The sequence below is a fragment of the Actinoalloteichus hymeniacidonis genome (genome assembly GCF_014203365.1).
GTDB lineage: Bacteria > Actinomycetota > Actinomycetes > Mycobacteriales > Pseudonocardiaceae > Actinoalloteichus_A > Actinoalloteichus_A hymeniacidonis.
In genome coordinates, this window is the sequence record NZ_JACHIS010000001.1 from 1,099,455 (window position 1) to 1,118,947 (window position 19,493).

The window sequence follows — 19,493 nt, forward strand, 5'->3', positions numbered from 1 at the left end:
AGTGTCTCAGCTCACAGGCGATGAGCTGGGCGGTTGGAATGTCGCCGGGCCGTCGGCGGTTCTGGCCCTATGAAGACGACGTGCGCTGGCGGGGTCGGTGTAATTCCGAACCGGCGGTGACAGTCCGCGACCCGCCGAGGGAGAACACAGCTCGGCGGTTGACCCGGTGAAACTCCGGGACCGACGGTGAAAGTCCGGATGGTAGGCGGCGCACGCGGGTCGGCGGGTGCCGTGTGTCCTCGTCCGTCCTCGCGTTCGCGACCCTGCGGCAACCGAAGGTTGGCGAGGAGGACGCGATGAACCTGCTGTTGGAACACCACCTGGTGCTACTCGGTCAACAGGTCTCCTGGGCCGAGTTCATCGGCCAGCTCTGCGCGCTGGCTGTCGTGTTCCTCGCGCAACGCCGAACCCTGTGGACCTGGCCCGTGCAGGTCGCCGCCACCGTGCTGCTGTTCAGCGTGTACCTCTCCGCCCAGCTGGGCGGGCTGGCCACCCGACAACTGGTGATCCTGGCCATCTCGATCTACGGCTGGTGGGCGTGGAACCGGCGACGAGACCCGGTCTACGGTGTGGCGATCCGCGCGTCCACCGGGATGGAACGGCTGGTGCTGCTCGGCCTGATGGTCGTCGGAACCACGGCCTTCGCGCTGCTCCTGTCCGCGCTCGACGCCTCCTGGGCCCCGTGGCCGGATGCCTGGATCTTCGTCGGGACGGTCGTCGCCTTCCTCGCGCAGAGCCGGGGCCTCGTGGAGTTCTGGCTGGTCTGGCTCGCGGTCGACGCCGTCGGCGTTCCGCTGCAGCTCGCCTCGGGACTGTGGTTCAGCGCGGCGGTGTACATCGTGTTCGCCGTCCTGGTGATCCAGGGCTGGCGCCAGTGGTCGCGCACCGCGCGGACCCAGCGAGTCGCCGAGCAGGAATCGATCGCCTGACCCCGGGCGGCTGCCGCACCCAGGCGGCCCGACGACGGCAAACGATCCCCGGTCATCACACCGGGGATCGCTGCCGTGCCGAGGACCTTGAAGGGGCCGATCAGTCGGGCCACCGGCGAGGGTGTTCATCGCGGGCGCCGACGCCGACCGGCCGAGATGCGCTTCGGACTTAGAAGAGCACGCCGTTGGCGCTGGGCTGGAGGGTGCCGACCCGGAGACCGGTCAGCGGGATTTGGACCAGCTCGCCGTCGGTGCCGACGACCTCCGCCTGGATCTCGCCGTCCACCTCGGGCAGCGTGGCGGTGAAGCCGCTGGCGACGTAGGTGTCGGAGTCGGCCTTGTCGCCGAGGTCGAACTGCACACCCGCGAAGGCCGTGCGGTCGGGCGCCAGGGTGATCGGTGCGGGGGCGCCGGGGTGGTCCACGGCGTCATGGGGAACCTGGTCGATGGGCTCGCCTGCCATGTTCTGCGGCGTCAGCCCGAACGTGCCGCTGAACTCGCACGTCGCGTCGGAGGTGTTGGTCAGCGCGAGCAGATAGTCGGCGGGGCGCCCGGGCTGCGGGTTGAGGTCGACCTCGATGTCCTCCGCAGTGCAGGCCGCATTGCCCTTCGGCGCCTCTGGCTCGGTCGTCGTACCCGCGATCGCCTGCCCGCCGACCAGCAGCAGCGCGCCCCCGATGACGCCGGCCATGGTGGTCGTCGTCCGCATCGTGTTCCGCATGTGGAGTCCTTCCGTGTACTTCGTTCGGCCCGGTCCTCTCGTTCGTCAGACCTGTCCGTAGGACGTCTCGTCGAAGGACGGGGTTGCCCGCCGCCCTTGATCGGGAGGTTCCCCCGACGGAGTGCGAGGCTGCGGGCGAGAGCTATCGGATCGGCATCCGAGCAGGTCACGCGCGCGGTGTCGGTCTGCGGCCGCGAGGCTCGGGCCTTGTCGAATCGGGCGGTGCGCAATTCGACGAGCCCGGACCGCTTATCTCACGGCGTCGGGTGCCAGAAGTCACATCGGAGCAGATCGCCGCTGCGTGCCGCCGCCAATCGGTCCGGTCGGTAGCACCTCGCCGCCATAGGCGGGCGTGATGAAGCCGTGGTGTTCGGCCGGTAGCGCCTCGACGGGCAGTGCCCGTAGGCAGTCCAGCGCGGTGGTCGGATCGGGGCGCGGGCACCGCGACCTGCGGGTGGCGCTCGCCTTCACCGCACGGGCGCTCGTCGACCCGGAACTGGGCGACCGGCTGCGCGAGGACTACCTCGGCTTCCAAACGCTGATCTCGCAGCTGCTGCGCTCCGCCCAAGCTGCGGGCGAGCTCACCCCGGGCGTCGACCCCTCGGCCGCCGCAGCCAGATTCTTCGCGCTCCTCGACGGGCTCGGCACCCAGGTACTGATCGGAAACCACTCCGCCATGGCCGCGCGAGAGCTGGCCTCGGGTGCCATCGCCGCCCTGTTTCGGGACAGCCGGGCGCGCTCGGACTGACGAAGGGCTCGCCCCGCCACACCGGCCGAGCCGGAACAGTCGATCCGCGCTGCCGATCGAGGATCACCATGTCCGGCAGCGCGTCCGGGGCTGTTCGGCGCCCGCACCGGCATAGGTTGTGCTCGAACACCGGTGGCGGGCGGGGAGGCGGACACGGTGGACGAGGACGGACTCCGGGAGCATGTCGAGGCCGAGGACCTCGTCGGGCTACGTCGATGGCTCGACGGGCGCCCACCACACGAGGTGGCCGCCGAACTCGCCCGGTTGGACGCCCCATCGATGGCCCTGCCGTTCCGACTGCTGGACAAGGACAGGGCGCTGGAGGTCTTCGAGGAACTCGACCCCGTCCACCAGCAGTGCGTGCTCACCGGGCTACGCGAGAAGGCCTACCAGGAGCTCGTCGAGGGCATGGACCCCGACGACCGGGCCCGAATGCTCGCCGAGGCGCCCGCCACGGTGGTGCGGCGGGTGCTGGCCGGCCTGAGCCCGCGCGAACGACGGTCCACGGCGGCGCTGCTGGGTTATCCCGACGACTCCGCAGGCCGGGTGATGACGCCCGAGGTCGTCTGGCTGCATCCGCAGCAGACGGTCGCCGAGGCGCTGGTCGAGGTCCGCACCCGGGGAGCCGAGGCCGAGACGATCTACACCCTGCCCGTCATCGACACCGGACGACGGCTGCTCGGGGTCGTCTCGCTGCGCACGCTGGTGCTCAGCGGAACCGAGGAACGTGTCGAGCAGGTGGCGATCAGCTCGCCCAGCGTCGCGGCCACCGACCAGGCCGAGGCCGCCGCCCGGCTCATGCAGGAGGCCGACCTGCTCGGTCTTCCGGTGGTCGACAGCGAGGGCAGGCTCGTCGGGATGCTCACCGTGGACGACGCCATCGAGGTGATCGAGGCGGCCGACACCGAGGACGCCGAACGACAGTCGGCGGCCAGTCCGCTGGGCAAGCCCTATCTCGCGGCGAGCGTGTTCACCCTGGCGCGCTCCCGGCTGCCCTGGCTGTTGCTGCTCATCGTGGCCGCCACCATGACCGTCAACGTCCTGCAGTTCTTCGAGGCCAGCCTCGCGGAGGTGACCGCGCTGGCGCTGTTCATCCCGCTGATCACCGGTAGCGGGGGCAATGCCGGATCGCAGTCGGCGACCTCGATCGTGCGGGCGTTGGCCGTCGGCGATGTGCGCCTCGGCGATCTGCCGAGGGTGATCTGGCGGGAGAGCAGGGTCGGGTTGTTGCTGGGGCTGGCGTTGGCGTTGATCGGTCTACTGGTCTGTTCCCTGTTCGCGGGCTGGCAGCTGGGGCTCGTCGTCGGAATCTCGCTGATCGTGGTCTGTACCTGGGCGGCCATCGTTGGCGGGGGCATGCCGCTGCTGGCCAGGAAGATCGGCGTCGACCCCGCCGTGGTGTCGGCACCCATGGTCACCACCCTGGTCGACGCCACGGCATTGATCATCTACTTCCTGACAGCTCACCTGATCCTGAACGTCTGACCGCCGAGCACGGGCGGTGCCGCAGGCTGCGGGCGGCGGCGGGGTTCGGTGGGCCGCCATCGCCGGTGGGCCGGACCACCTGAGAACATCGAGTCGTCGATGAGAGGGTCGGCCGCGCGAACGAACGGCAGGCCCCGTGCGTCCGAAGTGAATGAGACGAGAACCGAGCGTCCCCATGTCGAGAACGTTCTGCCGACCACCTGGAGTGGTGTGCCGATGACCACCCCTGCCTCCGCGCCTCGTCTCGACTGGACCACCTGGTGGCGGGCCTGCGCCTGGCTGGCGGTCAGTGCCACCGGCAGCATCGCGATCGGACAGCTGTTCGACGCGGCATCGGTCCTGCGCGGCTGCGGCGATGCTTTCGGCCACCCGCTGACCGGCAGGCTGGACTCGACCGAGTGTCTGCTGGTCGAGAACGGCATCCCGGTGTTCCAGCTGCCCTGGCTGGATCTCGCGGTGATGGGCGGCTTAGCACTCATCGCGCTGGTCGGTGTCCTGCTCACCATGCGTGCCGTGCGGGTAGGAGGCGGACTGCGGGCCGCCGCACTGCCCGTTCCCGCGCTGTTGCTGATCTGCGGCATCTCGGCCTGGCGCGAGGCGCGATTGATCGCTCCGAACTCGTGGTTCGTGCATCCCGCCGTCATCACGCAGGACCCGGCCGCTTCCTACTCTTACAGCTTCAACACCGACCCGGTATACGAGATGCGTACCCCCGGTGGCCTCTTCGAGTTGCCCACCCCGCAGCCCTGGTGGGTGCTCGCGTTGTTGGCGGCGCTGGTGAGCCTGGTCGTCGTGTTGAACGCCCGGACCGCCCGCGCGGCGGTCTCCCGAACTTGATCCGCCGATGTCCTGGCGTGCCGAAGGGGCTTCTCGGATCGCGCAGGCGATCAACCCAAAGCGCCCATAGACGTCATTCGGGTATGAGTAAACGCAGATTTGACGGGTCCGTCCCATTGTGGTGGTGGATCCTCGTCGGACTGCTGTTCGTCACGAGCCTGTTGCCCGCCGCCGCGTGGCTCTGGTACGGGGTCCGGGTGATGTCCGACTGCGTGGGCGGCTACGACAATCCTGGCCTGTCCGGGCGGTTGGAGGGCTGGTGGTGCGTGTTGTCGCTGGACGGCGCCGTCTTCTTCCGGCTACCCGCGGCCGAGGTGATAGCCAGTGGACTGACCGCCAGCGCGGTGGCCGTGATGACGTTGTTGGTGATGGGCGCCGCCGGGCGCCGGGCGGCGCGTTGGCTGGCGCTGCCCGCCATTCCCGCGATGTTGGCCATCGGCATGGTGATGAGCCGCCGCTCCCTCGATATCGCCACCGGCTATGTCGGGGACTGGTTCCTGTTGACCCCGGACATGCCGGCCCTGGAGAGCTACGCGCTGCGAATGCAAGCCGACGAGCTCCTGGTCCGGACTCCGACCGTCGACGTGCTGTTACCGGAGCCGCCGGGGTTCTGGCGGGATTCGGCCCTGATCGCCCTGGCGCTGTCCGTGGCGGTCGCGATCGCCACCGCGCGGCTGATGGTCGGCGATCAACAATGAAGCGGCGCCCCGTCCGTTCGCCGGACGAGACGCCGCTTCGTGAATCCGTGGTCGAGATCGATGCTCAGGAGACGCCGGGATCGGAGGTCTGCGGCCCCGCCGCCTGGACGTCCTCGATCCGATAGCGCCGGGCGGCCTGCTCGGCCACCGAGTGCTCGATGTCGCCGCGCCGCGCCAACGCCAACAGGGTGCCGACCGTGATCGACTCGGCGTCGACGAGGAACTTCCGCCGCGCCGCCGGTCTGGTGTCGGAGAAGCCGAACCCGTCGGTGCCCAGGGTGAGCATGTCGGTGGGTACCCACGGCCGGATCAGGTCCGGAACCGCACGCATCCAGTCCGACACCGCGACCACCGGACCGCCGGTGCCCTCCAACGCGCTGGTCACGTGGGGCACCGCCCGCTTGGCGCCCGGCCGGATCAGGTTGTCCTGCTCGGCCCGCACGGCCTCCCTACGCAACTCCGCCCACGAGGTCGCCGACCAGACCGCCGCCTGCACGCCGTGGTTCTCCGTGAGGAGTTGCTGGGCCTTGAGCGCCCAGGGCAGTGCGACGCCCGAGGCGAGGATCTGTGCCGTGGGCCCATCGCCCGCAGGTGCCTTCGCGTACTGGTACAACCCGCGCAGCAGACCGTCGACGTCGAGGTTCTCCGGCTCGGCGGGCTGCTGGTACGGGTCGTTGTAGACGGTGAGGTAGAACATGATGTCCTCGCCGTGCGGGAACTCCTCGGACTCCCCGTACATCCGACGCAGACCGTCCTTGACGATGTGCGCGACCTCGAACGACCACGCCGGGTCGTAGGAGACCACCGCGGGGTTCGTCGCGGCCAGCAACAGCGAGTGTCCGTCGTTGTGCTGGAGACCCTCGCCGGTCAGCGTCGTCCTACCCGCGGTGGCGCCGAGCACGAAGCCCCTGGCCATCTGGTCCGCGGCCGCCCAGATTCCGTCGCCGGTGCGCTGGAACCCGAACATCGAGTAGAAGATGTAGACCGGGATCATGTGCTCGCCGTGGGTGGCGTACGAGGTGGCGGCCGCCGTGAACGAGGCCGTCGAACCGCCCTCGTTGATGCCCTCGTGCAGGATCTGACCCTGTTCGCTCTCCTTGTAGGCGAGCATCAGCTGTGCGTCCACCGAGGTGTACAGCTGGCCGTTGGGGTTGTAGATCTTCTGCGTCGGGAACATCGAGTCCATCCCGAACGTGCGTGCCTCATCCGGGATGATCGGCACCAGCCTCGGCCCGATCTCGGCGTCCTTGGCCAGGTCGCGGATCAGCCGCACGAAGGCCATCGTCGTGGCGACCTCCTGCTTGCCGGAGCCGCGCTTGACGACGTCGTAGATCTTGTCGCCCGGCAGCACCAACGGCTTGGCCTTGACGCGGCGCTCCGGCAGGAAACCGCCGAGCTTGCGGCGCCGGTCCAGCAGGTACTGGATCTCGGGCGCGTCCTCGCCGGGGTGGTAGTACGGCGGGAGGTAGGGATCGGCCTCCAGCTGCGCGTCGCTGATCGGGACCCGGGTGCTGTCGCGGAACAGCTTGAGGTCGTTGAGGGTCATCTTCTTCATCTGGTGCGTGGCGTTGCGACCCGCGAAGGTCGGCCCCAGACCGTAACCCTTGATCGTCTTGGCCAGGATCACCGTGGGCTGGCCGTGGTGGCTCATCGCGGCCTGGTAGGCGGCGTGCACCTTGCGGTAGTCGTGGCCGCCGCGTTTGAGGTTCCAGATCTGCTGGTCGGTGTAGTCGTTGACCAGTTCCTTGGCCCGGGGGTCGCGCCCGAAGAAGTGCTCCCGGACGTAGGCGCCGTCATTGGCCTTGTACGTCTGGTAGTCGCCGTCCGGCGTGGTGTTCATCAGGTTGACCAGCGCGCCGTCCCGGTCGCCGTGCAGCAGCGAGTCCCACTCGCGGCCCCAGATCACCTTGATGACGTTCCAGCCCGCGCCCCGGAAGTAGGACTCCAGCTCCTGGATGATCTTGCCGTTGCCGCGAACCGGGCCATCCAGCCGCTGCAGGTTGCAGTTGATCACGAACGTGAGGTTGTCCAAGCCCTCGTTCGCGGCGACGTGGATCAGTCCGCGCGACTCCGGCTCGTCCATCTCGCCGTCGCCGAGGAACGCCCAGACATGCTGGTCGGAGGTGTCCTTGATGCCCCGGTTGTGCAGGTACCGGTTGAATCGCGCCTGGTAGATCGCGTTCATCGGGCCGAGGCCCATCGATACCGTCGGGAACTCCCAGAAGTGCGGCATCAGCCGGGGATGCGGGTAGGACGGGAGTCCGCCGCCCGGGCCCGCGTGGGAGTACTCCTGACGGAAGCCGTCGAGCTGCGACTCGGTGAGCCTGCCTTCGAGGAACGCCCTGGCGTAGATGCCGGGGGAGGCGTGGCCCTGGATGAAGATGTGGTCGCCGCCGCCCGGGTGATCCTTGCCTCGGAAGAACCAGTTGAAGCCGACCTCGTAGAGCGTCGCGGAGGACGCGTAGGTCGAGATGTGTCCGCCGACCCCGATGCCCGGCCGCTGGGCCCGGTGCACGGTCATCGCGGCGTTCCAGCGGATCCACGCGCGGTAGCGGCGTTCGGTCTCCTCGTCCCCGGGGAACCAGGGCTCCACCTCGGTGGGGATCGAGTTCACGTAGTCGGTGGAGGTCAGCGACGGCAGGCCGACGCCGCTCTCTCTAGCTCGCTCCAGGAGCCGCAGCATCACGTACCTGGCGCGCTGTCTGCCGGTGGTGGACAGGACCGAGTCGAAGCTTTCCAGCCACTCGGCTGTCTCCTCCGGGTCGATGTCCGGAAGGTGCGCGGCAAGGCCGTCACGGATCACACGTACCCGAGGGGGCGCGTTGTCGGCGGCGTTGCCGTTGTTCTGCGGGGCCAAGGGATCTCCTCGCCAACGTTCGACAGTCGTCAAGCTGGGCTTCGCCCAACGTCGTCATCCTTCACCATGGTCGTCGCAGACCGCTGGTGCCGTCATCTGTACCCGTCGGTAACTTTTTGGCGACGCGGGTACCCTGACCGGTGGTGATTCGATCTCCTGCGGCGTGTCCACCTGGCAGCGGTTGCGCTCAAGGGCCCGATCGGTGTTCGCTAGCCGGAATCGGTCGTAGGAGACTGGACAGAACAAACGTGTGTGAGGGTCGTTTCGAGGCCCTGGCACCTCCACCGTAGGAGGAGTGGTAAGCCGTGGTCGCCGCGGGAGACGCCGGAAAGGTCGGCGTCGCCGACAGGCTCGGGATCGAGCCGGAGATGGTGGTCCAGGAGATCGGCTGGGACGAGGACGTCGATGACGAACTCCGCTCAGCGGTCCAGGAACGTTGCGGCAGTGAGCTGCTCGACGAGGATGTGGACGAGGTCGTGGATGTCGTCCTGCTGTGGTGGCGGGATGACGACGGCGACCTGGTGGACACACTCGTCGACGCGATATCTCCGCTGGCCGACAACGGCGTGATCTGGGTCCTCACGCCGAAAACGGGCAGAGACGGCTATGTCGAGCCCAGTGAGATCGCTGAGGCCGCGCCGACGGCGGGACTGTCTCAGACGTCCAGCGTGAACGTCGCGGAGGACTGGTCTGCAACACGACTGGTCTCACCGAGGAAACGCTGAACCCACCATCTCCCGTACACCGCTGTCCCGGTCTGCCCCGAAGCGGTCCGGACAGCTCCCACCAGAGCTCATGCACCAGAGAAGGGGTCGCGTCAATGACGGTCGAGGTCGGTACCCAGGCCCCAGACTTCACGCTCAACGACTACAACAAGCAGCCTGTCACGCTGTCGTCGTTCCGGGGCGACAGCAACGTGCTACTGGTTTTCTACCCCTTCGCGTTCAGCGGAATCTGCACCGGTGAGCTGTGCCAGATCCGTGACGAGTTCGCGGAGTACCAGGGCGCGGACGTCACGGTGCTCGGTGTCTCGACCGACACGTCGTTCGCCCTCAAGACGTGGGCGGACCAACAGGGCTACACCTTCCCGCTGCTGTCGGACTTCTGGCCGCACGGGGCCGTGGCGCAGTCCTACGGCGTGTTCAACGAGGACGCCGGATTCGCCAACCGGGGCACCTTCCTGATCGACAAGGAGGGTGTCGTCCGGTTCGCCGAGCGCAATGGGGCGGGCGAGAAGCGCGACCAGGCGGGTTGGAAGAAGGCGGTCGCCGGACTGACGGCCTGACTCGAACGTGTCGGGAGGCAAGGTAGGCTTCCCGACACGATCGGGCGCATAGCTCAGCGGGAGAGCACTCGGTTTACACCCGAGCGGTCGCAGGTTCGAATCCTGCTGCGCCCACTTGCGGGTCCCTCGTCGAGGACCCAATCCAGCTCGTCTCCACTCTTGCGCTTCCTCGGGTGATCCGATCGTGTTCTCATTTGCGCAGGTTCAGCGGGCAGGCTCGCGCCGCGCCCTGTCCGGGGGAGCGTTGCGCTCTCCGAGACACCGGCGCCGACGTCGTGCATCGATCGGACACGGCCAAGCCATCCGGGGTATCGCCCACATCGCAGGGGAAGGCCTCAGCCAAGGCTGTCGGCCAGGTTCGACATCGCCGTGACCCGGCAGGTGCACGCACCATCCAGAGCGGAAGGACGATATGAGCGACACCGTCGACACCGGACCCGGTTGGATCGTCGATTTCTGGCTCGACCCGTCCTGCCCGCTGACTCGCAACACCGCAGGCTGGATCAAACTCGTCGCCGAAGAGGTCCCGTTAACGATCCGCTGGCGCGTGATGAGTCTGTCGGTGCTCAACGAGCATCGCGACGACGATCCCGAGGACGATCCCCACGGCTACCTCTGGTTTCCGGCCCGAGTCGCCGCAGCCGTCCAGACCGAACACGGGCACGACGCACTCGGCGCCTTCTACGACTCCCTCTGGGCTGATTCCGATGACACGGAACAGCAATGGATGGCTGGCATCCAGGAAGCGCTGCGGCGTGCCGGTCTGCCCGTCGAACTCGCGGAAGCCGGTATGTCCACCGAGTACGACACCGAACTGCGAGCCTCTCATCACGATGGTGTGAACCGCATCGAGGCCGAGATCGGTACCCCCGTGCTGGCGATCACCACATCCGGTGGCGAGCAGACAGCGCTCTTCGGCCCCGTCCTGACGGCCATCCCGAGCCGAGAGGACGCGATACGCCTATGGGAGGCCACGCTCCTACTCGGCAGCATCCCGGACTTCCGTGAGATCAAGCGCTGAATCCCTGCGTCGGCGAGGACGACGCGATGCCGCGAGTTGTCTCGTCAACGCGGGTCGGGCAGAGCCGTAGTCACCGGTAAGCGCTGGACGCCCGCGAGACGCCCCGCTGATCCGTGCCCGGTCCATCTCCATCGAGACGGCCACGATCAGGGGAAGGGCCAGCCGTTGGGTCTGCACCCCTGCAGCCCGTAGGTCTGCTGCTGCATGACCGGGGCGACGCCGTCGGGTTCCGGGCAGTTGACATGGCCGTGGCCGAGCGCGTGCCCGACCTCGTGGTTGATCACATAGATCCGGTACAGATCCACGTCGCCCTCGAAGTGCGGGACGCCGCTGACCCAGCGGTTCTGGTTGATCACCGACTGCCTGCCGTTGAAGCACGACACCTCGCCCTGGGTCTGCAGCGGTGCGCACAGCTCGTCGGTGAACTCGGGCGAGGCCAGGGTGACATGGAAGTCGACCGGACCGGAGTCCACTCGCTGGAAGGACATCGCCCCGTCGGCGCCCCAGCTGCGCGGGTCGCCGAGCGTGAGTTCGACGGCCTCGGCGAAGGCCAGCGGATAACCGGGCAGCCCGTCCTCGACCTCGACGAGGTATCGAACGAGCGGACCCTCGCCGTAGACCCGGCCCTCTCCGGGGACCACGGTCAAGGTCTTCTCGGCGCGCCACACCTCGGGCTCGTCGAAGTCCACGTCCGGTGGGCGGATGCCCTCGTCGTCATCGTCCGGGCCGTGCCCGGGACCCCGACGGTCGTCATCCGGCCCTCGGTCGTCATCCGGTCCTCGGTCGTCGTCGTCCGGTCCTCGGTCGTCCGGCCGGCCGCGTTCGTCGTCGGGCCCGCGTTCATCGCCCGGATTCGGGTCGGGGCCGGGCGTCGGCACCGCCTCCTCCTGCGCGGCCTCCGACGGGATCGGCTCCTGACGCAGGCCGCCCGCGGTATCGAACGCCCAGAGCAGCGCCACCGGGATGGTGATCAACAACAGCAGCCTGCGCACCCGGCGAAACGTCGATCCCTTGGCGGCCGGGGCATCGGTTCTCCCAGGTGAGGAGCCATCCGAGTCGTGCTCGGATGGTCCGTCGCTTCTCTTGCTCTCGCCGTTGCTCATCGCTGCGGAAGAGTAGTCGGCACCGCCGAGGGCGGCTCGGTATCGGTCCACGGGTGGGCTACCCCCGGCCGACGGACCCGACCAAGAACCAACATCGACAGAACCGGGCGCGCGGCCGAGCGACGTCCCGGCGGTGACCTCGTGATACGTCGACTGCCATCCGCGGGAGCGGGCGGCGGCGACGCGACGGGGATCGCGAAACGGGCCCCGTGCTCGGCCAGCCTGCCCCGCTCCCCCGGGCGGTAGACCCGACGACGTTCTCGTCACCCACCGGGTCCGGCGACGCGGCGGAGACCCCCATCACCACCGTGCCGGGAGACACCTTGCCGTATGCCGCTAAACGTTTCCTACATTCGCGTGATATTCGTGCGGAGCGTTTGACAGACCTACCCGTCGTCGATACCGATCAACGGTTCTGATCGGCCAGGTCGCGGCCATCCCAGGTGGTGTGGGTACAGGCCAGCCCGCCGCCGCTCTTGGGTCGGAGCACGTCGTAGATGTGCATCCGGGGAATCTTCGGCGAGACCCCCCAACCGCTGGGCCAGGTGATCAACCAGTCCATGTCCACATCGACCAGCAGCCCCAGCATCCGGGCGATCGTCGGATCGTCCAGCCGCTCGAACGCCTCATCCAGCAGCACCAGCCGCAACGGTTCGACGGCCGATTCCTCGGTCCCGGCCGCGCCCACCGCGTCGTAGAACGAGGCGGCGGCGGCGAACAAGGTCACATAGGACACCAACCGGGTCTCCCCGGACGACAGCTGCCGCAATCGGCGCACCCTGGGCTTGCCGTCCGGGCCGTCGTCCCGGACTCGGACCGTGAAGGCGTGCCAGCTCCGGTAGTCCAGCGCTCGGGTCAGGATCTCGGCATAACCGCCGGTCCGGGTATCGCGCTCGGCCTCGATGCGTTCGGTCAACGCCCGCCGCAGTGCCTCGTCCTGATCGCCGTCGCGGTCCGCGAAGGGCGTGCGCACCAACTCCAGGGCCTCCCGGGTCGGCTCGTCCAACGCCGCCGACGGACGCCACTCCAACTGGACGTGCACGCCCTGGCTGGACCTGGCCCGATCCAACACCTCGTTCATCCGCCTACACAGATCCTCGGCCACCGCGATCTGCCCACGCAGCCGCTCCGCGAGATCGCGGATCAGGTAGTCCGAGAAGATCGTCTGATAGCGCTCACCGAGAAAGCCACGCTGTTGCAGCAGCTGATCGGCCACCCGGCTGGCGGCCTCGGCCACCGGCCTCGGACCGTCCTCACCGCTGACCGTCACACACAGCACGCCCGCCTGCTCGCTCGCCTGGATGTCGTGCGTACCGGACAACGCGGCCTGCAGGGCCTGCAGCCTGCCGATCACCGACGCCTCCGAGACGGCGGGCCCCGACCGGCCCTCCTCCAGCACCCGCAGTGCCTCGTCGAGGTCCGTGGGCGGGGTCCGAGGAACCTCGGCGGGCGCCTCGGCCACCGCCGCCGCCCACAACCCGGGGGTCCGCAGCGATTCGGCGAAGGCCTGCGCCGCCCGCGTCTCCTGGCTGCTGCGGCCGTCCAATTGGGCCTGTCGGGTCTCGATCAGCGTGGCCACCTTCGCGGCCCGCTCCCGAGACGCGGCGACGCGCTCGCGGGCGGCGGGCAGCTCCGCGCGGCAGTCGACGCGGCGTCCCTCCAAGGTGGACAACAGCTCGGCGACCTCGCCCGCCTCCCGGCCGACCGCATCGGTCAGCTCGGTCAACGCCGTCGCCTGCTCCAGGTAGGAACCGCAGGACCGATCGGCCTGCCGCTCCGAGTCGACGCGGTCCTCGGTCGCGGAGTGCAGGTGCCGCAGGCTCTCGGCCAGGTCGGCGACCGTGCGGATCGCGCGTTGGGTGAGCGACTCGCTGAGCCGCTCGATGGTCTGGCCCGCCTGATCGGCGGCCTGTCGGGCGGCGGCCAACTCGACGCTGTCCGAGGACAGTCCCGAGGCCGCGCCCGCCCTGGCCAGCTCCGCCGCCACCGCCTGTTCCCGCTGTTCGGTCAGCCGGTGTCGGGACCGCAGCGACTCGGCGCGTTGCGCGGCCTCCTCGGCGACATCGCGGGCGCTACTGGCCGAGGCGTGCGCCGCGATCAGCTCGCCGTCATCGGGGAAGGACTCCAACCACCCGGTCAGCTCCGCTTCCGCCTCGACTGCCTCGGCCAGCGCCCGCTCGGCGGCCGCCTGCTCGCCGCGAAGCCCGCTCAGTTCGTCCTCCAGCTCGACGACCCGACGCATCCGGGCCGCCTTGCGGGCACCCTCGCCCACGTACTCGGCGGCCTCCTTGTGCCACGCCCCGCGCAGCACGCCCGCCGACCACGCCCCGGTGGTCGACACGGTCACACCGTTGCCTGCCGTCGCGCCGGGTCGCTCGTCCACCGCGACCTGCCGCAGCAGCGCCTCGACCACCTCGGCGGGCACCGGCGAATCGACCTCGGCCGTCGGAACCAACAGTTCCGCCAGCGTCCGGGACAGCGGCTCGGCGGGCGAGGTGCTCCGGGCCGAGGCCAACAGTTCCTCGGCGTGGGGCAGCCGAGTGGTGCCCGCAGCCTCCACCCAGGCGGTGAGCAGGCCCGACGCCGTCAACGCCGCCTCGATGCCTGCCCGCTCGGCCGGACCCACCTCGGGCCGGAAATCGACCAGCCGATAGAACGGCGCGCCCTGCGTGGACTCGTGATCACCGCTCACCCAGCCGGGCTGCGGCGGCCGGTGCCCATCGCCCGCGCGAGTCGCCGTCAGCTCCCGATCCCGCTGCTCGATCGCCTCGCGGACCCGGGAGAGTTCCGTACGGACCGACGCGGTCCGGTTCGCCGCCGCACTCAAATCCGGCGCCGACCATGCTCGGGCCGCGTCCCGCAGCGCTCGTGGCGCGGCCAGGTCCCCCCGGACCTCGGACGCGGCGGGCAGCTCGGGCGCCGCCGAACGCGTCGACTGCGCACCGGGGATGTCCTCGAACCAGGACCGGGTGCGCTCCCGCCAACGCTCGACGGCATCGCCCAGCCGTTGGTCGGCCTCGTGTCGGCGACCCGCCGCCTCGGTCGCGGCCACCTGCGCGGCCCGTACATCCCGGTGGGACTGGGCCAGCGCGGCCGCCGCCCGATCCGCCTCGGCGGCCTGCTGGTGCAGGCTGGAGATGAGAGCCACCCGCTTGCGGACCTCGGCGGTCGCCCGCTGGGCCCCCGAGGCGGCCGCACGGAGCTGGTCGGCCAGCATCTCGGGCGACAACGCGGGCAGCCGCCTGCGTTGCACCGGCAGCGGATCCACCCCCGGATCCGGCTTGGCGAGCACCGTCTCCTGCCACACCGCGACGTCGACACTGGGCGCGGGCGGCACCGAGGGACACAGCGCCGGGTCGAGTCCGGCCGAGGCGAGCCGGGCGGCCGCCGTCTCGGCGAGATCCTGCGCGGCGGAGGCGTCCTGTTGCAAGCGGCGCAGGACCGCGAGGACGGCCTCGACGGCGCGATCCTCCTGCCCACGCTGCCGGGCCGCGGTCTCCAACGCGGTCTGCGCGGACGCCTTGCCCGCCGCCACCAGTGCCTCCCGGTCCTGGAGATCCCGAAGTCCCTGATAGGCGGGCATCGACTTCAATCCGTCGATGCGCACCTCCAGCTCGCTCTCCTCGGTCTCCAGGCGCTGCACGGACTCGGCCGAGGCCTCCCGCTCGCGGTACGCCTCATCGCCGCGACGTTCCAGGTCCACCAGCTCGGTGCGCAGCGCGGCGAGTTCGGCGGTCGCGGTGTTCAGTTGTCTGCCCAGCTTGCGCAAGGAACCGGCCGCGTAGCCGGAGTAACCGGCCACGAAGGTGCTCAAGGCGCGATCGGCGGTGCTCAACCCGATGATGTTCGTCCGGATCGACTCCAGATCATCGAAGGAACCGGCCAGCGACTCGACCAGGGTCGTCTCCAGCGGCGGCAGCGCGTCGGAGAGGATCTGTTCGAGCTGGCCTTCCAGCACTTTCAGCCCGACATCGGGATTGCGCAGCGTGCGTTGCAGGTGCAGCAGATCGCCGTACCGCGCGGCGGGCAGCCGGTAGACCAGCTCGGCGATCCTGGCGCGGAAGCTCGTCTCGTCCAGGACGCAGTCCGGTCCGAGCAGATCCCGCAGCGCGGTCATGCCCAGCGGTACCTCGTCGGCGCCGACCAGCCGCAGCTCCTCGCCGATCCGGCGTGCGGTGATGAATCGCCACGAGTCGGTGATCTGCTGGGAGGTCTTCGACGCCTTGACGCCGATTCCACAGGTCAGGTACTCGGTGTCGACCCGGCCGCTCTCCTCGTCGATGCGGGGTCTGGCCAGCTCCACCCAGGCGTAGCCGATGCGGTTCGGACCGCCGGAGTAGTCGTCGAGCATCAAGCGGCGGATGCTCACCGTGTCGAAGCCCTTGGAGCCGAGTTGCCGCAGATCACCGTCGAGGCAGAGCGGCAGCAGCAGTTCGAGGGTTCGGGACTTGCCGGAGCCGTTGGTGCCCTGGAAGATCGCCCGTCCGCCGGACAGATCGAAGGTCTGCTCGGCGTACTGCCAGATGTTGACGATGCCGCCGCGATGCAGCCGCCATCGACCCGACTCGCTCACAGCAGACCTCCAGTTTCGTCGAACAGCGACCAGTCGGCCTGCGGGGCCGGGCGCGGGGCGGGCGCCTCGGTGGGGCGTCCCGGGGTGTCATCGGGTTGCGGCAGCCAGCGATGCGCGGCAGGGGAGAGCAACCACCTCGGCGATGCGCCCGCCACGGCGTCCACACTCGTTTCCTGCCGCTCCTCGGGTTCTCGGCGCAGCAGTCGCAGTCGCACCAGCAGGGCGATCACGTCGGCGGTCAGGCCGTCCAGATCCTCGGTGGCGGCCCGCGACCATGCTGCCGGGAACGCCGTGACCAGCTCGGCGCAGGCATCCCGGATCTCGACGGTCGACACCCGGGTGGTGCCGTCGGCCAGCGGCTCGCGCAGATCGGTGAGCACCGGCAGGGCCAGCAGCGTGATGCGGGAGACGGTGCTGGCGCCGGGGAAGACGACGTCGGTGAGGTACTCCTCGGGGTCGGTGACCGCGATCCCCTCCACGCGGGTCTCGCTGATCAGCCCGAACACCCGATCCAGCAGCAGCGATTCACGTCGCTGATTGCGGCGCAGCCAGTCGGACTCCTCGGCGGACAACTCGCTGTGCAGGACGATCGGGTCCTCGACGAGCTTGCGGCGCACCGTGTGCTCCACACCGCGAGCGCCGGGTCGGGCCGCCAGTCGGATCAGCTCCTCGGGAGAGTCCGCCTCGCCCAACGGCCCGCTGATCAGCAGGCCGAGGAGATCGGTGTCCACGGTGAGCAGTGCCTCGGCGGGGCCGTCGCTCTGCCACGGGGCGACCGTGCCCTCGGTCTCGCTGATCACACCGAGGGTCAGCAGGAAGCGAAGCGCCGAGGTCAGCGCGCGTCGATCGGCGACATCGTCGACCACGCCGATGCCCGCCTCGGCCGCTGCGGCCCGCAGATCGTCGACCAGCCGGGACAGCAACAGTTGACGGCCGGCGCCGGTCAGACAGGCCAGCGTCAACGCGACGTAGGCATGGCCCCTCGGCGAGAGCGTCGGCTCGTCCCGGGTCGCGTCGCGGCCGGGGCCGGTCTTGTACAACCGGGCGAAGCGGCGCTCGATCACCAGGCGATAGCCGAGCAGCATGGTGAACAGCTCGACGAGCAGCCCCCGATGCCGGTGGATCAACGGCAGCAGATCGCCATCCGGGCCGTCGGCCCGCAACAGCGGTCGACGCAGCAGCACCCTGGCGCACCGCGCGACATCGGCGGCGTCGATATCGGGCAGACCGTCCAACAGCGCGAGACCGGCGGCGCCGCTGCCCCGGCCCCGAGGGGTGCGCGTGCTCATCGGGCAGCCTCGCTCGTGCTGGGAACCAACTCGGCCCGGGTGGACTCCACGAAGGTCGGTTCGACGGCCGTTGCGGTGCGAGCCGACTGGCCCCGGCTCGGTGCGGGGCCGCCCGCCGACAGCGTGACCACCGTGTCGTGCAGGGTGAGTCGACCGCTGCTGCCGTGCAGCGTGGTGTGTCGACCCGCCTCCGGGGTCAGGGTCAGCCGCAGGCCGTGCACCGGATCGCTCACCGAACTCGCATCCCGGGTGCTGTCCCGACCAGCCATGGCCAGGGTCAGCAGCCCGCACACCAGGTGCAGCGCTGCCGGGGACAGGCTGGTGGCGGTCAGATCCGAGGCGGCGGCCGTGAGTTCGTCCACGGCGGCGCGGTGTGCGCGAGCGTCCTGCCGGGCCTGCGCCAACAGGGTCTGTTCGGTGATGGGGTCGAACACCACCCGAGACGTCCGGCCGCGCGCCCCCCGATCCGCCCGAGAACGGACGCTCACCGACACATCGAGCACCGGGCCGTCCCGCCACGCGGTGTGCTCGTCGTCGCCATCGTGCTCCGGCGGCGGCAGCAGATTGCGGGACGAGTAGAGCCCGAACGCCGCCGCCGAGAGCATCGCGGCCTGTTCACGATCCGAGGCGTCGAACCAGCTCGCCAATCGAAGGAGATCGGCCCGCCGACCGGGCAGCGCTCCCGCCCCGGCGGTGGCGCGTTTCACGCCCGCCAGCAGGGTGCCGATGGCGCGGGCCGTGGCCTCACGCAGCGCGGTGACCTGACTGGGCCGTCCGGCGCGGTCGACGAACCAGTCGGTGAGCTGCCGCCAGTCGGAGGCCGACCGGCCCCTGGCGCGCTCCAGACCGGCATCCCAACCCTCGGCGGGGCCCAGCAGTCGGAGCAGTTCGCCGCGCGAGCGGGCGAGCCTGGCCAACAGCCCACCGATGTCGGGGGTGTAGCGCAGGACGTCCTCCACGACCATCTGGATGTAGTCGACCAGCAGGTCCCGAAACCCGGACAGCTCCGCCGAGTCGAGTTGATGCCGGGTGACCACCTGACCGAGATAGGCGTAGAAGTCGCGGACGGTCGCGGCGAGTTCGCCGTGCTGGAGGAACAGCGTCGTGACCTGCTCGGCGAGCAGTTCCCGATTGCTCTGGAACAACCGCGACCGGGGATCCTCGTGTTCGGCGGCCAGCGTCTCGGCCAGGGTGACGCCCAACGCGCGCAGCCCACGCTCCACCGCGGGTAGCAGTTCTCGGGACACCTCGCGTGCGCCCTCCGGCACGGCGAGCAGCTCGTCGACGTCCCGCTGCACCCGGACGGCGAGTTTCCCGACCTGGTAGCGCACGCTCCCGTGTTGGAACTCCGCGATGCTGGCGGCGACCGTCTCCCGCCTGCCGTGCACCAGATTTCCCCACTCGACGAGCTGCCGAAGCCGCGAGATCACCGTGTCGACGTGGTGCTCACCGGGATCGATCAGCCCGGCCCGCTCCGCGCCTGCCAGTGCCCCGGCGACCTCGCCCGCCGAGAGATCGGCCAACAGGGTGCCCGCGAACAGCCGCATGATCGCGAGATAGGTGCGTCGGTAGTCCCGGGCGCCGAGGTAGGCGAAGAGCTGGAGCCTGCCCGTCGGGTCGATGTCGGCGGCCTCCTGCGCCGGGGTGGAGGCGAGGGCGGGTTGTTCCGGGCGCCGCGATGCTCGGTGTGGCGAAGCCGTCCCCTCGGCGTCGGTGCGCGTCGTGGTCCGGGGAGTCCGCGCAGGATCGTGCGGGTCGGCGGCACCGGCCGAGACGCTCGGTCGCGCGCCGGGATCCCCTGGGAGATCGGGGGATCGGCCCCACGACGACGGCTCTTCGGCTTCGGTCACGGCAGGTCACGATAGAGGCAACCGGCCCTGCACAATCGGGTCGGGTGGGCCGCTTCGCGATCCCTACCGCGCGTGAACCTCCTAACGCCTGCGCGCT

14 protein-coding genes, 1 tRNA gene and 1 riboswitch are annotated in these 19,493 nt (G+C 69.7%); of the genes, 9 read left to right on the forward strand and 6 right to left on the reverse strand.

Annotated elements, in window-relative coordinates:
• Positions 1 to 80 precede the first annotated feature (80 nt).
• Positions 81 to 214: riboswitch (FMN riboswitch) on the forward strand.
• An 82-nt stretch (positions 215 to 296) separates the two neighbouring features.
• Complete coding sequence (gene pnuC / locus BKA25_RS05050) at positions 297 to 929, forward strand: nicotinamide riboside transporter PnuC (RefSeq protein ID WP_069854011.1); 633 nt, start codon at positions 297 to 299, stop codon at positions 927 to 929.
• Between the two features lie 169 nt (positions 930 to 1,098).
• On the opposite strand, the gene BKA25_RS05055 is transcribed toward pnuC, so the two are convergent.
• A complete protein-coding gene (locus tag BKA25_RS05055; protein ID WP_069851731.1) occupies positions 1,099 to 1,650 on the reverse strand; it encodes a DUF4232 domain-containing protein in 552 nt (183 codons plus the stop codon).
• A 355-nt stretch (positions 1,651 to 2,005) separates the two neighbouring features.
• On the opposite strand from BKA25_RS05055, the gene BKA25_RS05060 reads away from it, so the two are divergent.
• The 4 genes from BKA25_RS05060 to BKA25_RS05075 all read left to right on the forward strand — a co-directional run bounded on the left by BKA25_RS05060 (position 2,006) and on the right by BKA25_RS05075 (position 5,418).
• Complete coding sequence (locus tag BKA25_RS05060; protein WP_157421239.1) at positions 2,006 to 2,398, forward strand: TetR family transcriptional regulator C-terminal domain-containing protein; 393 nt, start codon at positions 2,006 to 2,008, stop codon at positions 2,396 to 2,398.
• A 156-nt stretch (positions 2,399 to 2,554) separates the two neighbouring features.
• Entirely contained in the window at positions 2,555 to 3,883 is a 1,329-nt protein-coding gene (gene mgtE / locus BKA25_RS05065) for a magnesium transporter (protein WP_069854010.1), read from the forward strand.
• A 216-nt stretch (positions 3,884 to 4,099) separates the two neighbouring features.
• On the forward strand, positions 4,100 to 4,720 hold the full coding sequence (locus tag BKA25_RS05070) for a hypothetical protein (RefSeq protein ID WP_157421238.1): 621 nt from the start codon (positions 4,100 to 4,102) through the stop codon (positions 4,718 to 4,720).
• A gap of 83 nt (positions 4,721 to 4,803) precedes the next feature.
• Positions 4,804 to 5,418 (forward strand): hypothetical protein, encoded by a 615-nt coding sequence (locus tag BKA25_RS05075; protein WP_157421237.1) that lies wholly within the window; start codon positions 4,804 to 4,806, stop codon positions 5,416 to 5,418.
• 64 nt (positions 5,419 to 5,482) lie between these two features.
• Here BKA25_RS05075 and aceE read toward each other — a convergent pair whose 3' ends face one another.
• Positions 5,483 to 8,275 (reverse strand): pyruvate dehydrogenase (acetyl-transferring), homodimeric type, encoded by a 2,793-nt coding sequence (gene aceE, locus BKA25_RS05080; protein ID WP_069851722.1) that lies wholly within the window; start codon positions 8,273 to 8,275, stop codon positions 5,483 to 5,485.
• Between the two features lie 305 nt (positions 8,276 to 8,580).
• Here aceE and BKA25_RS05085 point away from each other — a divergent pair, with 305 nt between their 5' ends.
• From BKA25_RS05085 to BKA25_RS05100, 4 genes are all read left to right on the forward strand, one after another.
• Positions 8,581 to 9,000, forward strand: coding sequence for a DUF3052 domain-containing protein (locus BKA25_RS05085; protein WP_069851720.1), 420 nt, complete (start codon positions 8,581 to 8,583; stop codon positions 8,998 to 9,000).
• A 95-nt stretch (positions 9,001 to 9,095) separates the two neighbouring features.
• Positions 9,096 to 9,560 (forward strand): peroxiredoxin, encoded by a 465-nt coding sequence (locus tag BKA25_RS05090; RefSeq protein WP_069851719.1) that lies wholly within the window; start codon positions 9,096 to 9,098, stop codon positions 9,558 to 9,560.
• A gap of 42 nt (positions 9,561 to 9,602) precedes the next feature.
• A tRNA-Val gene (locus BKA25_RS05095) sits at positions 9,603 to 9,674 on the forward strand.
• A gap of 298 nt (positions 9,675 to 9,972) precedes the next feature.
• Positions 9,973 to 10,581 (forward strand): mycothiol-dependent nitroreductase Rv2466c family protein, encoded by a 609-nt coding sequence (locus tag BKA25_RS05100; RefSeq protein WP_069851716.1) that lies wholly within the window; start codon positions 9,973 to 9,975, stop codon positions 10,579 to 10,581.
• 146 nt (positions 10,582 to 10,727) lie between these two features.
• Here the strand turns inward: BKA25_RS05100 and BKA25_RS05105 are convergent, their stop codons facing one another.
• The 4 genes from BKA25_RS05105 to BKA25_RS05120 all read right to left on the reverse strand — a co-directional run bounded on the left by BKA25_RS05105 (position 10,728) and on the right by BKA25_RS05120 (position 19,396).
• On the reverse strand, positions 10,728 to 11,684 hold the full coding sequence (locus tag BKA25_RS05105) for a DUF3152 domain-containing protein (RefSeq protein ID WP_084643800.1): 957 nt from the start codon (positions 11,682 to 11,684) through the stop codon (positions 10,728 to 10,730).
• A gap of 406 nt (positions 11,685 to 12,090) precedes the next feature.
• Positions 12,091 to 16,257, reverse strand: coding sequence for a TIGR02680 family protein (locus tag BKA25_RS05110; protein WP_069851715.1), 4,167 nt, complete (start codon positions 16,255 to 16,257; stop codon positions 12,091 to 12,093).
• Positions 16,254 to 17,546, reverse strand: a complete 1,293-nt coding sequence (locus tag BKA25_RS05115; protein ID WP_069851713.1) for a TIGR02678 family protein — start codon at positions 17,544 to 17,546, stop codon at positions 16,254 to 16,256. Before BKA25_RS05115 ends, BKA25_RS05110 begins: the two co-directional genes overlap by 4 nt.
• The gene (locus BKA25_RS05120; RefSeq protein ID WP_236750372.1) at positions 17,543 to 19,396 is read right to left on the reverse strand and encodes a DUF2397 domain-containing protein; all 1,854 of its coding nucleotides are present in this window, start codon (positions 19,394 to 19,396) and stop codon (positions 17,543 to 17,545) included. The genes BKA25_RS05115 and BKA25_RS05120 overlap by 4 nt, the downstream gene beginning before the upstream one ends.
• Between the last annotated feature and the right edge of the window lie 97 nt (positions 19,397 to 19,493).

Bases quoted from the DNA above. Each gene is read 5' to 3' on its own strand.
- pnuC (WP_069854011.1), top strand. From the start codon at position 297: ATGAACCTGCTGTTGGAACACCACCTGGTGCTACTCGGTCAACAGGTC.
- BKA25_RS05055 (WP_069851731.1), bottom strand. From the start codon at position 1,650: ATGCGGAACACGATGCGGACGACGACCACCATGGCCGGCGTCATCGGG.
- BKA25_RS05060 (WP_157421239.1), top strand. From the start codon at position 2,006: ATGAAGCCGTGGTGTTCGGCCGGTAGCGCCTCGACGGGCAGTGCCCGT.
- BKA25_RS05070 (WP_157421238.1), top strand. From the start codon at position 4,100: ATGACCACCCCTGCCTCCGCGCCTCGTCTCGACTGGACCACCTGGTGG.
- BKA25_RS05075 (WP_157421237.1), top strand. From the start codon at position 4,804: ATGAGTAAACGCAGATTTGACGGGTCCGTCCCATTGTGGTGGTGGATC.
- BKA25_RS05090 (WP_069851719.1), top strand. From the start codon at position 9,096: ATGACGGTCGAGGTCGGTACCCAGGCCCCAGACTTCACGCTCAACGAC.
- BKA25_RS05100 (WP_069851716.1), top strand. From the start codon at position 9,973: ATGAGCGACACCGTCGACACCGGACCCGGTTGGATCGTCGATTTCTGG.
- BKA25_RS05105 (WP_084643800.1), bottom strand. From the start codon at position 11,684: ATGAGCAACGGCGAGAGCAAGAGAAGCGACGGACCATCCGAGCACGAC.
- BKA25_RS05115 (WP_069851713.1), bottom strand. From the start codon at position 17,546: ATGAGCACGCGCACCCCTCGGGGCCGGGGCAGCGGCGCCGCCGGTCTC.